Here is a 12310-nt window from a genome sequence, read left to right on the forward strand (position 1 = left end):
GTTGTATCTGCGTGGGTTGAGTTCGGTGTTTATGACAATATGCTTAGTCGCCGTCCAGAAGTTTGGTGTAGAGCGTAAGAGTGCCCATTTCGACGCGACCTCGTTTGCCGTCGAGGGCAATTATTTAGAATCAGCCGTTGTTGGAGATGCTGCTCCCTTGCCGATTGCCATCACCCACGGATATTCCCGTGACCACCGACCTGACTTAAAACAGTTCGTGATGAACCTGGTGTGCTGGGGTGATGGCGACATTCCAGCATTGATTGAGTTGGCGGATGGGAACCAATCGGATAAAACACGGTTTGCATCTCTGATGAAAGAGTTCAAGGCGCAGTGGGAGTTTGAGGGATTGTATGTGGCGGATTCTGCCCTCTATAGCGAGGAGAACCTGCAACAATTGTCCCCACTCCAGTGGCTCACACGTGTGCCGTTGACACTGAAGATGGCTTCAGACTTGGTCAACCACTTACCGCAGGCAGCGTTTGTTGAGACATCTTTACAGGGGTATCGCATCGCGACCGTTTGCTGTGAATATGGTGGCGTGCAGCAGCGTTGGTTTGTCGTGGAAAGTCAGCAACGTCAGAAATCTGACCTGAAGAAACTAGACAAGACGTTGGGTAAGGAGACAAGCCGTCAGCAAACGCAATTGCAACAACTCTGCACACAAGCGTTTGCCTGTGAAGCGGATGCTTTAGCAGCGCTGAAGCGGTTTGAGCAGACCCTCGTGTGGCATGAACTTGAGGCGCTCAGGGTCACACAAAAACTCCACTATGAGAAACCGGGTAAACCCAAACAGGACGCCGCCCCCAGTCGTATCACGTATCACCCTCAAGCCACATTAAAGCTGAACTCAGCAGTTGTGATGCAGCAACAGCAACGAGCGGGACGCTTCATTCTGGCAACTAATGTGCTGGACGCTGAGCAATTGAGTGAACAACAGGCACTGCAGGAATACAAAGGGCAACAGGGCGATGAACGAGGCTTTCGATTTCTGAAAGACCCCTTGTTCTTTGCCTCCAGTGTCTTCCTCAAATCTCCAGAACGGATTATGGCGTTGGGCATGATTATGGGCTTGTGTTTACTGGTGTACAATTTGGGGCAACGTCAGCTGCGCCAAGCCCTGCAACACGCCAATCAGACTCTGCCGAATCAACTCGGCAAAGGGACACCAAGCCCGACCTTACGTTGGATCTTCCAATGTTTTATGGCTGTCCACTATGTGGTGCTGCATGGGGTGAAGCAAGTCGTGAATTTAACGGATGAGCGCCACCGGATTCTTCAGTTTTTGGGTTCTACCTGTCGGCAGTACTACTTGTTGTGTTGAAGATGGGATATTCCTCCTGTGCCAGTTGAAAGTGCGGAATGTGGGCTTCAGTTCTGGTTCCAGTCGGATACTCGTCACCTGCATTTCCGAAGTGCTACCTCGTTTGGGTGTATTCATAACCAATGCCCTAATTTCTCTAAAAGGGTGGACAATCTAATACTACAAATGTAGTATGTAGACATCCAAAATTGTAATACAAATACTACAGCCTTCCATGATACGTATCCTCACCACATTAGCCAGCGCTATGCAATGCCGACCCCATTCAGGTCTAGGCAGAGCAGCGGCACTGTTTGCGTTTGAGGGAACGTATTGGTTTAGCGGCGGTAAATCCGTCAGCGAAGGCATTGATAGCAACATCGCCGGACGACTCAATCCGGATCAACCCACTAGTAGCGGGAGGTGTAGGGCAATCCTGACACCAACATAGGGAAACCCATATTAACTTCCCATCCCCCGCTCCTGGTGTTCAGAGGCGGGGGTTATTTTTTGAGGAGAAAACTTATGCAGACCGAGCAGCGACAGAAAATTCCAATACTTCAGAACCAGGTGGTGGTGTTCTCCAAGAACTACCTGCCTCTAGCGCGGATCAACCTCAAACGGGCGATCGTGCTACTCGTCACTGGTCAAGCAGAACCGATTGAATTCAGTAGTACTCAGCAATGGGAAGTCCGTTCGCCTAGCGTCGTACTACAAATTTCAGATCGCATTCGTTTGACGAGCGGCAATCCAGAGCGGCATTGGAAAGTACCTCCAGTGAATCGTCGGGAAGTCTTCCGCCGTGACAACCACACCTGTCAGTACTGCGGCAGCACCAAGCACCTGACGCTCGATCACGTCATTCCCCGCTCCAAAGGCGGAACCCATACCTGGGACAACGTGGTAACTGCATGTGAGAAGTGCAACTCAACCAAGGGCGATCGCCTCCTAGATGAAACCGGAATGGTACTCAAAACCAAACCCAAAGCACCGATACACCCTGCGATCGCCTTTGCCGAGCAGTTTTGGAAAGAACAGCAACCTGTTGAACCCTGACCTCAAGCCAGAAAGGAGGCACGACCGATGTTGAAGCTGAACTACACCGATGTTGGGCTGTACATGGAGCGCACCATGACCAACCCCGAACTGTTGATTGCCCAGCGAGTACTCCTGGCGATGCGGTTAGGGAAAACGCTCTATATCGAACCCGGTCGCGCTTCCTTTCTACTGCCTGCTGATATTCCCGAACTGAAAGTGCTGGAGATGGCGTTACATCGGGAGTATGGCTCAGCCGTCACCCTTATTGCTGTAGATGAAGAGTTTGTCGAAGTCGGACTGAGCGGAAGCTGGATTGCCGAGGACAAGGACGCTTACGAAGGGATGTTCTTGACGGTGATGAGCGATTCTCTTTCAGAGACACTTCGTGAACGAATTGAGCGTTTTATCTACAAACTGTGGCAGATGAGCGAAGTCCACATTTCCTCGCCAGCTTAGGGGTCAGATCCGGTGGGAAAGAGCGATACAAGGATTTTTTGACGGTCGTTCTCTCCCCTCTCAAAAAAGTTGTAGTACCCCCTTGACACCTTGTAGTATGTTGTATTATATTTGTAGTATGAGATGAGACACAGAGGAGCGAATCTAATGAACACTCACTCCCTTGCTAAAAACAATGGTCTCTTGAAGTTCTTAGCGTTCTTACCCACTCATGGTTCTGGCATTTCCACGCCACTTCAAGATGACTCATCAAATCAGGGAAATTTATCTTTCATTCAGTACAAACAAAAGCGACAGAATATCGGGCAAATCTATTACCTGGAATGACGTTGCTTCCTCTAATTCCTGCTGATTTATCAGCCAATCTGAACCTTGAAAATTGAATCGCCACCTTTGGGGGTGTAGCTTAGTGGCTCAAAGCAGTCGCCTGTCGAGCGAAAGATCGTGGGTTCAAATCCCATCATCCCCGTACAGCTTTCAACTAGTTGTTGTTTAGTGCGAAGCACTAAACAACAACTAAAAAAGCCGTGCAGCCTTGTGGACGAATAGAAAAGTCGTTCTGGTTCTCAGCCAGAAAGAATCGGGTGCAACTCCCGTCAAGGCGTGCGATGCGAAAGTTGCTCTTTCGCAGTGGAGGTTCCAAGGGCATTTCTGATGCTCTTGAATAATCCTCCTGGGTCAGTGTCTTAGACCCATCCTCATGTTTCCCATGCGTAGCTGGTGACAGGTCCGTATGAAGCGGAGACAAAAGCCTAAGGAAGTATCTTATCCACAAAGAGAAACCGGGCAAGAGGAAGACTAATAAGGTTAACGAAAGTGAATCCTCACCTTACGCCTCGTTAGGGAGAGTAACTCGAAAGTGGATGACACGAGTTGGTTGATGCAAAGACGGAGGTAATGCATTGTACCTCTAACTATCATTCAGCTAATTCTGAATTGATAAAAGGCACCTACACTGCATCCGGGGTAAAGAGGAAACCTAAGTTAGTCGTATCTGCAAGGAGTGAAACGCAGTAACCCTCATACAGTCTGAAGTATTCAGAAGGCGTTCCGTGAGGACTGCTGTGCTGTAGGAGGTAAGGGAAGCCTCTAAAAGCGAAGGCTATCAGCCGAAAGGCAAGAGGAAACAGGACATGTCCCTGATAACTCGATAGATAGGGTTATACCTAATCCGAAAGGATGCAGACGAGAGGCTGGTGTTCTACACGATGTTTGTAGTTGAGGCTACGAACCTGATGGGAAAAGTTTGGAGTCAGCAATGACTAACGTAACCGCAGGAACGGATTGGTCATCTGTTAACTGGCAGAAGGTCAATAAAACCGTTACTAATCTCAGACAACGAATCTATCGTGCAGCTAAACAGGGCGACCTTAAAAAGGTACGCTCACTTCAACGGTTAATGCTGAGAAGCTACGCTAATCGCCTACAAGCGGTTAGAAAAGTTACTCAGATTAATGCTGGCAAAAACACTCCTGGAGTGGATAAACTGACCATCAAAACTCCTGAGGAAAGAAGTAAATTTGCCGATGACCTCAAAGAGTACCAAAGTTGGAAAGTAAAGCCAGTCCGAAGAGTGTACATCCCAAAAGCGAACGGGAAGAAACGTCCTCTTGGAATTCCAGTCATGACTGACCGAGCAATACAAGCAATGGTCAAAAATGCACTCGAACCTTATTGGGAATCCAAATTCGAAGGTTCAAGTTACGGCTTCCGACCGGGACGGGGCTGCCATGATGCTATTCAGGCTATTTATAACTCAGCGAAGGGTCACATCCGGAGCAGGAGAAAGTATGTCCTGGATGCAGATATCAAGGGAGCCTTTGACAACATCAGCCACGAATACCTTCTCAAAACCATTGGTAATTTCCCAGCACGGGAACTTATCAAGCAATGGCTAAAAGCAGGTTATTTGGAAGTGGGAAAACTATACCAGGTGGATAGTGGAACTCCACAGGGCGGTGTGATAAGCCCTTTGCTCGCCAACGTTGCACTTCATGGAATGGAAGAGGCACTCGGCATTAAACGAGTCTATCGAAAGCACAAAGATGTGTTTGAGATCCAGAGCCACAGAGCAATGGTAAGATACGCCGATGACTTTGTAGTATTTACAGAGACTGAAGAAGATGCACAAACGTGTAAAAGGATTCTGACAGAGTGGCTGAATCAGCGAGGTCTGGAATTCTCTGAAGAAAAGACCAAGATTGTCAGCCTCAATGAAGGATTCAACTTCCTTGGTTTTCATGTCAAACGTTATAAAGTTATCGACAGGCAGTCAAATCATAAGCTGCTAATCAAGCCAAGCAATGAAGCAATTCAAAAATTCAAGGATAACTTGAAGATTGAATTTCTCAGGCTCCGAGGACAAAATGTCGCACGTGTTATCAAAACCCTGAATCCAAAAATACGAGGATGGGGGAACTACTTCAAAATTGGAGTTGCAACAGAAACTTTTGATGGTCTTGACAACTGGATGCTGAAACGGTGTTTACGTTGGGCTAGAAGGACTCATTCAACAAAGAGTCTGGGATGGATTCGGCGTAAATACTTCAACGTTGGATTTCAGAGAGGTAGCCAAGCATGGGGATTACTTAGAGATAAGGAAACTGATGTTAAATTGTTTGCTCTAGGTTCAATCAAGATACAAAGGCATATAGTTGTTAAAGGAACTTATTCACCAGATGATCCAGACCTAGAGGATTACTGGAAGACCAGAAGAAGCAGGGAAATTAAGGCATTGCCACAAGGGAAACGAACTCTCGCCATCAAACAACAGGGGCGATGTTCGGTTTGTGGAGATTGGTTGCTCAACGGAGAGAATCTACACACTCATCACAGAGTCCCGAAAAGCCAAGGCGGAAGTGACAGGTATGACAACCTGGAACTGATGCACCTCTATTGCCACCAGCAAATTCACTCGAAGAAGGTTTAGTAGGCTCGTAGAATGCTTGAGCCGTGTGCGGTGAAAGTCGCAAGCACGGTTCTTATATCAAGTAGGGTTAAATAACCACAATATACGCACAGAGTAAAATAGCAGAATGCCTACTAAATAAGCATTGTGCAGATATAGATGTTATGTGCATTTAAGACGACATGATATTAGGGGAGGGGGTTGCAGTGATGTAACCTCTTTACCCGACTCCCAATGAGGATGTAACTCAGATGGACAGAGTGCTTGCTTCCGAGGCAAGTGGTCACAGGTTCAAGTCCTGTCATCCTCGCTCGTGGGGGTGGATTGGCATCACCTGCTCCGAAACCAACAAACGGACGGTTGCAGGATTGGGGTTCAATTCCCCACATCTCCACCAAATCTCCAGGTCGCCAAATGGGAAGGCGTTGGTCTGCAAAACCGACTATTCGTGGGTTCGATTCCCACCCTGGAGTCCAATCCTTGCAGTGTCACCTAACGGCTAAGGTACTCGGCTCATAACCGAGGATATATGGGTTCGACTCCCATCACTGCGACCAATGCACAGATGGTGTAACGGCAGCACAAGGGTCTCCAAAGCCTTTTGTCCGGGTTCAAATCCTGGTCTGTGCGTTCTACGGTGTGCCCTCATCCGAGAAGCCTACATACTGGTCACTCGCCTTGAAAGCGAAGTAGGTTCGACTCCTACAGCCTCCGCCACTTGCTCGCTAAAACAGCCAAATGGAGGCTGAAAAAACAGCTTCTCAAACTTGCACGCTGTAGAAATCTCAAAGTTTGGTGCCGTAGGCAAATGGGTAAAGCCACAGGTCTTTCAATCCTGCGTTTGCGGGTTCAACTCCCGTCGGCACTGCCAAACTTGCTCAAACATGAGCAACTAAAACAACCATAGGTCGGCTCGCCTATCAGCGTGGGCAACTGTCTGTAAAACAGCCGCTTCTTGCGTTGCAGGTGCGACTCCTGCCCGACCTACCAATGTTAGTGCTGAGTGCTGAGGACTAAGTGCTGAGTTGTTACCTGAATTGTGAATGTGATTTATGGAGCGATCGCCATTGGCAGGGCAAGCTGTTTGCTAAACAGTCGTGGTTTCATCGCCACTGTAGGTTCAATTCCTGCTCGCTCCGCCTTTGAGGACGTGGTGTAACTGAACAACATCTCAGACTACGAATCTGAAGAGTGGGGGTTTGAGTCCCTCCGTCCTCGCCACTTATGGAGGTTGTCCGGCACGGACGAGGAAAGCGTTTTGAAAACGCCTGCGGGTGAAATACACCGTCAAGAGTTCGATTCTCTTAGCCTCCGCCAAAATTTCAATTATTTGGGAAGTTGGTGAAGCTGGTGCTCACGTGCCGCTGAAGACGGCGAGATGACAGTTCGATTCTGTCACTTCCCACTCATTGCCCCGTAGCTCAGTGGCAGTAGCGGTCGCCTGTTAAGCGAACGGTCGCAGGTTCAATCCCTGCCGGGGCAGCCATTTATTGCAGGATGGACGATTGGCAAGTCGCTCTGACTCTGAATCAGAGAGAGGTTGGTTCGACCCCAACTCCTGCATCCATTTCAATGCCCTGTGGTGTAACTGGCAACATCCCGCTCTTTGAAAGCGTAGATTCCAGGTTCAAATCCTGGTGGGGCAGTTGGGAGGTAAACAGTCGCCTGGGTCAATCCCCTGTATTCCTCCCATTTCTCAGGGACAAGAATTTACTGTTCGTACGCATCGCGTACGAACAGTAAATTCTCAAGAACCTCACTCCTGTAGCCCAATCGGAAGAGGCGGCTGTCTCAAAACCAGTCAATGTGCGGGTTCGACTCCCGCCAGGAGTACCAATTTTGGATTTTGGATTGAAGCACAAAATCTAAAATCCAAAATCACCAATCTAAAATCATCTGCTGCTGTGGCCCAATTGGAAGAGGCGCTGGTTTTAGAAACCAGAGGTTGTGGGTTCGACTCCCACCAGCAGTACCAACTATCGGGATGTAATTCAGCGGTCAGAAGCCTTGGTTTGGGACCAAGGAGTCGTGGGTTCAAATCCTACCATCCCGACCAATTAGCATTGTGTGACGTGAGAATAGGGTTCTCGCGTCACGCAAGAAGAAAGTTTGCCCTTGTGACGGAACTGGAATACGTGCTGGCTTCAGAAACCAGATTTTGTGGGTTCGACTCCCACCAGGGGTACTGATGCTCCCGTGACGGAACTGGAATACGTGCTAGGTCGAGAGCCTAGATTATGCAGGTTCAAATCCTGTCGGGAGTACCAAGCACCGAAGGCGGAAGTGGTGGACGCGCACGCCCGATAAGCGTTTTATTAGCAGGTTCGACTCCTGCTCGGTGTACCAAGTTAGGACTGAGTGCTGAGTGCTGAGTGCTGAGTAATTAGCTCAGTCCTCAGTCCTCAATGCTCAGCACTAAACATGGGTCGTTGGCAGAGCGGATATGCAGCCGCCTTTTAAGCGGAATTATCCAGGTTCAACCCCTGGGCGACCCACCAACTTCAACCTTTGGTTGAGCAATGAACAATGGGCGTTTGGCAGAACGGTGATGCACCTCCCTCTTAAGGAGACTGACGTAGGTTCAACTCCTACAGCGCCCACCAAAGATGCCCCTGTGACGCAATTGGCAGACGTGTCCGGCTTAAAACTGGAATCTTGCGAGTTCGACTCTCGCCAGGGGTACTGCGGGGATGGAGCAACGGCGGCTCGAAAGGCTCATAACCTTTACATCAGCGGGTTCAATTCCCGCCCCCGTTACCAAGCAGGTGTGGTGCAACTGGCAAGCATACGGGTTTCGTAAGCTCGTGGTATGGGTTCAAATCCCATCTCCTGCTCCAAATGCAGATGTGGTGTAGTCGGTCAGCATCAGGATTTGGTATGTCCTGGACGCGAGTTCAAGTCTCGCCATCTGCTTGTGCTGGTGTAGCTCAGTTGGCAGAGCACTCGCCTTGTAAGCGAAAGGTTGCAGGTTCAACTCCTGTCACCAGCTCCATTTTCAATTCAAGTTTGCGATCGTGGTGTAACGGACAAGCACGGGGGGCTTCCAACTCTCTGGTACGAGTTCAAATCTCGTCGGTCGCTTGAGCGTGCCGTAAGGCGATCGCTCCAATGCGAATGTGGTGTAAGGGCAAACACCGAAGCACGCCAAGCTTCAGATGCGAGTTCGAGTCTCGCCGTTCGCTCTCGTAGTCCTGTAGCTCAACGGTGGAGCATCTGTCTTACAAACAGAGGGTTGCGGGTTCAAATCCCGCCAGGACTCCCAACTTGTGGGAGTGTCGCCTAATGGAATGGGCATCGATCTTCTAAATCGACTTGTGTAGGTTCAATTCCTGCCACTCCTGCTGGAATTAGTGCTGAGTGCTGAGAAATGAGGACTGAGTAACAAGCCATACTCAGCAACCAGTACTCGTAACTCAGCACTCTCATGGGTCTGTAGCTTAATTGGGAAAGCGTCTGCCTTGCAAGCAGAAAGATGTCGGTTCAAATCCGACCAGATCCACCAAATGGGACCATAGCTCAACTGGCTAGAGCGCCTGTCTTGCAAACAGGAGGTTAGGGGTTCAAGTCCCCTTGGCTCCACTGTGACTGTTGGCGAAGCCGCCCCTTTGGGGCTACCCGAAGTGGTGGAGGGGCTGGTTTGTGACACCAGTGTAGCGAGTTTCTCCAAAGGAGACGCTGCGCGAACGACTCTCGTCAGTCACCCCAAATGGAAGCTGCGATCGATGGGCGATAACCTGTCTCGTAGCTTGCTTCCCGTAGGGTAAACAGGCGTGCAGTTCATGCTGTAGAGGTTTCTCCATTCGGAGACGCTGCGCGAACGATTCCTCCAGTTTCCGCTCTTGGAAGGTGCGGCTGTGTGGACGGCAACTGGTTTGGAAGACCAGAGGATAGTGTCACGCTATCGAGGTTCGACTCCTCCTCCTTCCGTTGTTTTATCAATTAGCAAGAGGTGATAGTAATGGTGCACATTCGATTTGAGGGGCGATCGCTTGACATCCTAGAAACTCAGCTAGGAATTACCACAGGTATGAGTGATATGGCTGTTAAAGAACAAGTTTCCAGACACCTGGATGTCAACACCAATCGACTCTCTGCTTATGTGGTCGATCGCCGTCCGAGTGGTGACTTGATCATTCGCCCTGAAGCAGTTTACGGTTAATCATTCAATTCCGCGCCCTGACTTGAAAAGCTTACATACTTAGGGATCAGAAGGTTGCAGGTGCGACTCCTGCTTACTCCGGTTGGGGTGATAGCTCAATCAGTAGAGCATCTGAATGTATCAATAGCTTTCCTAACTTGTGCGGAATCGCAAATCTAACTTGCACTTCGTGCCCTGACTAAAAAAGCTTACATACTTGCTCAATGGTAGAGCAGTCGCCTCATAAGCGATTGGTTACAGGTTCAAATCCTGTGTATGATCCAACTGCTTTTTTGACTTGCATGAAGTGATTTATTTCAGTGATAAATTTAGTCCATTCTTCAATTCACGCTTTCATTCGAGATGGAAGGTTTTCTGATGCATCATCCTTTGCTGACCTTAACCCAGACAGCTACTCCAGAAGCAGCGATCGCTCTTCAGCAAGAGTTACGGTCACGGGTGGTGATGGAGGATGACTTTGATGAAGTGCAAACCGTTGCCGGAGTCGATGTGGGATTTGAAGAGGAGGATCGTGTTGCTTGTGCGGCGATCGCCGTTCTTCGATTTCCCGACCTGACGCTTCAAGAATCGGTAGTGATTCGCCGTCCCACAACCTTTCCCTATGTGCCAGGACTGCTAGCATTCCGGGAAGTTCCAGTGGTGATGGAAGCACTAGCGGAATTGAAGACGAAACCGGATCTGCTGCTGTGTGATGGCAATGGTTATATTCACCCACGTCGCTGTGGCTTTGCCTGTCATCTGGGCATTGTCAGCGGTCTACCGTCGATCGGTGTGGCAAAAACACCTTACTTGGGAGAGCATGAACCGTTGGCGGAGCATCGAGGCGCATGGCAACCAATTCAAGATAACGGGGAAGTGATTGGAGCGATCGTTCGCATGCAGTCCAATATCAAACCTGTTTATGTCTCGGTTGGACATCGAATTAGTTTGAACAGTGCGATCGATTTTGTTCTACGGTGTGCGCCCAAATATCGTCTTCCTGAAACCACTCGTCAGGCAGACCAACTGTCGAAAGGGCATACAGAACCAGTCTCTGCAATCTGAGAAAGAGATTGATACTGTCAATGAAAATATCAAAACTGGAGGTGAGGATCATGAAGCGAAATAATTCTCATAACACCAATCTAGATAACGATTTAGAAGACCTCAACGACTTGCAATCGTTCTGCTTTTGAACCCTCTAGCAAACGTCGTCGAGGGTATCCATCAGAAACTGCTGTCAAAAAAGGATATCGCATCGTTCATGGTGATAAAGAACTGCAAGAAAAGTTGGGTAACAACGATTTGTGTCCTTGCGGTTCTGGACATTCCTTTCAAGCGATGTTGCCGTAATAGTGGCAGATATGACGGTAGTTTACGCAGCCACTACTTTTAGGCAATAGCCTCACCCATTTTCACTTTTACTGGCAGTTGTTGCCGCGCCCCGATCGCAGAAGCTTACATACTCTCCACCAAACCCAAGGTGCGTATCTGGAGGGATACGCTGCGAGCCTGAACCTTATTAGCAGGCAAAACTGGAGGGATAACACCCTTCAGCCAAGCTTCTGTCACTTGCGCGGTGACTCTTCACCGTTGCGTGCAACATCTGCCTCCTCATCCACGACAACCAGAGGAGGTTCTCATGAACAACACTGAACGCGATTTGCGTCTGGAAATGCTCAACAGCTTGCTCACCACACCGCATCGCAAGCTGGAGCAGGTGGCAGAAATTCACCAACTGATCGTTGAACTTGACCCCATCTTTTACGGACACCTGGCAGTCTGGTATCAGCGCAATGGCGATGTGCGCGACCACAAGGAAGTGTTTGTCGCTCATCTACTGACCAGCGATCTGGTAGAACACCGCGATGCTGGCTTTATCATGCTGCAAGAGTTTCCGCCTTATCAGGTGGCTCGTGTGGTGGACTTCATGAAGCAGCACCGCAATAAGCTCCCTCGCTCTGCTCGGACTGCGGTACAGCGGTATCTGAAGGTGCGGGAAAGCAACCCTGCCCTATTCGATCGCGCCGCACTGCGGGGACGCAAAGCAATGAAGCACCTGTACGCCTCGTTGCACATCGAGCCCAGTGAGCGGGCGAATGCCATCTTGTTCCGTGACCAGCCTCCTGTTGGCTCGTTGGCAGACGTGCTGAAGCAACTTGCCAAGGCAGAAAGTGCAGCAGAACAAGCGCGGTTGATTGTCGAGTTTAAGTTACCCTATGCGATCGCCATTGGTGCGATCAAGCAACTGACTCCTACCGTTCTGGTGGCGTTGATCAACAGCATGACTCCCCAGGAAGTGATCAACAACCTCAAGTCAATCAAGGCAAGAGGGGCAATGGATCACCCAGAGGTAAAGGCGTTGATTGACGGGAAGCTAGATGAAGCATCCAAGAGTGCGCGAGTTGCAGCATTCAAAGCTCAAGTCGCAGCCGATGCAGCGGAGCTTGATGACGATACCCGTGCC

Annotated in this window: 8 protein-coding genes, 36 tRNA genes and 1 pseudogene; all 45 read left to right on the forward strand. The window is 49.5% G+C overall.

The features are described 5' to 3' along the window. Positions 1-1324 (forward strand): IS1634 family transposase (locus tag ACR6Z4_RS31170; RefSeq protein WP_479721251.1); only part of this gene is annotated, 1324 nt, incomplete at its 5' end. Between the two features lie 214 nt (positions 1325-1538). Then, positions 1539-1754, forward strand: a complete 216-nt coding sequence (locus ACR6Z4_RS31175) for a hypothetical protein (protein WP_479721252.1) — start codon at positions 1539-1541, stop codon at positions 1752-1754. 74 nt (positions 1755-1828) lie between these two features. Then, on the forward strand, positions 1829-2359 hold the full coding sequence (locus ACR6Z4_RS31180) for an HNH endonuclease (protein ID WP_479721253.1): 531 nt from the start codon (positions 1829-1831) through the stop codon (positions 2357-2359). Positions 2360-2386: 27 nt separating this feature from the next. Beyond that, positions 2387-2797 carry an alr0857 family protein gene (locus ACR6Z4_RS31185; RefSeq protein ID WP_479721254.1) on the forward strand — a complete coding sequence of 137 codons (411 nt, stop codon included), beginning with the start codon at positions 2387-2389 and terminating at the stop codon, positions 2795-2797. Positions 2798-3192: 395 nt separating this feature from the next. Beyond that, positions 3193-3266 (forward strand) — tRNA-Asp (locus tag ACR6Z4_RS31190). A gap of 789 nt (positions 3267-4055) precedes the next feature. Continuing rightward, positions 4056-5726, forward strand: a complete 1671-nt coding sequence (gene ltrA / locus ACR6Z4_RS31195) for a group II intron reverse transcriptase/maturase (RefSeq protein WP_479721255.1) — start codon at positions 4056-4058, stop codon at positions 5724-5726. Between the two features lie 215 nt (positions 5727-5941). Continuing rightward, positions 5942-6015: transfer RNA gene (locus ACR6Z4_RS31200), tRNA-Arg, on the forward strand. Positions 6016-6020: 5 nt separating this feature from the next. Beyond that, positions 6021-6102: transfer RNA gene (locus ACR6Z4_RS31205), tRNA-OTHER, on the forward strand. A gap of 3 nt (positions 6103-6105) precedes the next feature. Next, a tRNA-Cys gene (locus ACR6Z4_RS31210) sits at positions 6106-6181 on the forward strand. Between the two features lie 5 nt (positions 6182-6186). Continuing rightward, positions 6187-6262, forward strand: a tRNA-Ile gene (locus ACR6Z4_RS31215). A gap of 2 nt (positions 6263-6264) precedes the next feature. Beyond that, positions 6265-6335: transfer RNA gene (locus tag ACR6Z4_RS31220), tRNA-Trp, on the forward strand. Between the two features lie 164 nt (positions 6336-6499). After that, positions 6500-6576: transfer RNA gene (locus ACR6Z4_RS31225), tRNA-Glu, on the forward strand. A gap of 34 nt (positions 6577-6610) precedes the next feature. After that, positions 6611-6695 (forward strand) — tRNA-Tyr (locus ACR6Z4_RS31230). A gap of 64 nt (positions 6696-6759) precedes the next feature. Next, positions 6760-6844, forward strand: a tRNA-Ser gene (locus ACR6Z4_RS31235). Positions 6845-6849: 5 nt separating this feature from the next. Then, positions 6850-6926: transfer RNA gene (locus ACR6Z4_RS31240), tRNA-Arg, on the forward strand. A gap of 5 nt (positions 6927-6931) precedes the next feature. Further along, positions 6932-7022: transfer RNA gene (locus ACR6Z4_RS31245), tRNA-Ser, on the forward strand. Positions 7023-7037: 15 nt separating this feature from the next. After that, positions 7038-7110, forward strand: a tRNA-Phe gene (locus ACR6Z4_RS31250). 5 nt (positions 7111-7115) lie between these two features. Continuing rightward, positions 7116-7191 (forward strand) — tRNA-Asn (locus ACR6Z4_RS31255). A 5-nt stretch (positions 7192-7196) separates the two neighbouring features. Beyond that, positions 7197-7272, forward strand: a tRNA-Gln gene (locus ACR6Z4_RS31260). Between the two features lie 6 nt (positions 7273-7278). After that, a tRNA-Gln gene (locus tag ACR6Z4_RS31265) sits at positions 7279-7351 on the forward strand. 112 nt (positions 7352-7463) lie between these two features. Then, a tRNA-Leu gene (locus ACR6Z4_RS31270) sits at positions 7464-7541 on the forward strand. Between the two features lie 62 nt (positions 7542-7603). Then, positions 7604-7680: transfer RNA gene (locus ACR6Z4_RS31275), tRNA-Leu, on the forward strand. Between the two features lie 5 nt (positions 7681-7685). Beyond that, positions 7686-7761 (forward strand) — tRNA-Pro (locus tag ACR6Z4_RS31280). A 55-nt stretch (positions 7762-7816) separates the two neighbouring features. Then, positions 7817-7890 (forward strand) — tRNA-Leu (locus ACR6Z4_RS31285). Between the two features lie 5 nt (positions 7891-7895). Further along, a tRNA-Leu gene (locus ACR6Z4_RS31290) sits at positions 7896-7972 on the forward strand. Between the two features lies 1 nt (position 7973). Further along, positions 7974-8051, forward strand: a tRNA-Ile gene (locus tag ACR6Z4_RS31295). Between the two features lie 77 nt (positions 8052-8128). Next, positions 8129-8203 (forward strand) — tRNA-Lys (locus ACR6Z4_RS31300). Positions 8204-8233: 30 nt separating this feature from the next. Next, a tRNA-Lys gene (locus tag ACR6Z4_RS31305) sits at positions 8234-8308 on the forward strand. Positions 8309-8313: 5 nt separating this feature from the next. Then, positions 8314-8387 (forward strand) — tRNA-Leu (locus ACR6Z4_RS31310). A gap of 2 nt (positions 8388-8389) precedes the next feature. Further along, positions 8390-8461 (forward strand) — tRNA-Met (locus tag ACR6Z4_RS31315). A 5-nt stretch (positions 8462-8466) separates the two neighbouring features. Beyond that, a tRNA-Thr gene (locus tag ACR6Z4_RS31320) sits at positions 8467-8542 on the forward strand. 3 nt (positions 8543-8545) lie between these two features. Continuing rightward, positions 8546-8618 (forward strand) — tRNA-Thr (locus ACR6Z4_RS31325). A 3-nt stretch (positions 8619-8621) separates the two neighbouring features. Continuing rightward, a tRNA-Thr gene (locus ACR6Z4_RS31330) sits at positions 8622-8697 on the forward strand. A gap of 16 nt (positions 8698-8713) precedes the next feature. Beyond that, a tRNA-Gly gene (locus tag ACR6Z4_RS31335) sits at positions 8714-8786 on the forward strand. 29 nt (positions 8787-8815) lie between these two features. Continuing rightward, positions 8816-8887, forward strand: a tRNA-Gly gene (locus ACR6Z4_RS31340). Between the two features lie 5 nt (positions 8888-8892). Beyond that, positions 8893-8967: transfer RNA gene (locus ACR6Z4_RS31345), tRNA-Val, on the forward strand. 6 nt (positions 8968-8973) lie between these two features. Beyond that, positions 8974-9046: transfer RNA gene (locus tag ACR6Z4_RS31350), tRNA-Arg, on the forward strand. A gap of 85 nt (positions 9047-9131) precedes the next feature. Then, positions 9132-9207, forward strand: a tRNA-Ala gene (locus ACR6Z4_RS31355). Positions 9208-9210: 3 nt separating this feature from the next. Beyond that, positions 9211-9284 (forward strand) — tRNA-Ala (locus ACR6Z4_RS31360). A 29-nt stretch (positions 9285-9313) separates the two neighbouring features. Further along, positions 9314-9410: transfer RNA gene (locus ACR6Z4_RS31365), tRNA-His, on the forward strand. Positions 9411-9663: 253 nt separating this feature from the next. Further along, positions 9664-9864, forward strand: a complete 201-nt coding sequence (locus ACR6Z4_RS31370; RefSeq protein ID WP_479721256.1) for a hypothetical protein — start codon at positions 9664-9666, stop codon at positions 9862-9864. Positions 9865-10053: 189 nt separating this feature from the next. Continuing rightward, positions 10054-10127 (forward strand) — tRNA-Met (locus ACR6Z4_RS31375). A gap of 79 nt (positions 10128-10206) precedes the next feature. Then, a complete protein-coding gene (gene nfi / locus ACR6Z4_RS31380; RefSeq protein WP_479721257.1) occupies positions 10207-10908 on the forward strand; it encodes a deoxyribonuclease V in 702 nt (233 codons plus the stop codon). Between the two features lie 240 nt (positions 10909-11148). Beyond that, positions 11149-11196 (forward strand): SEC-C metal-binding domain-containing protein, encoded by a 48-nt coding sequence (locus ACR6Z4_RS31385; RefSeq protein ID WP_479721258.1) that lies wholly within the window; start codon positions 11149-11151, stop codon positions 11194-11196. A 289-nt stretch (positions 11197-11485) separates the two neighbouring features. Continuing rightward, positions 11486-12310: pseudogene (locus tag ACR6Z4_RS31390) on the forward strand (hypothetical protein); the annotation flags it as partial.

This window comes from Calyptranema fuscum S582, from assembly GCF_055793305.1.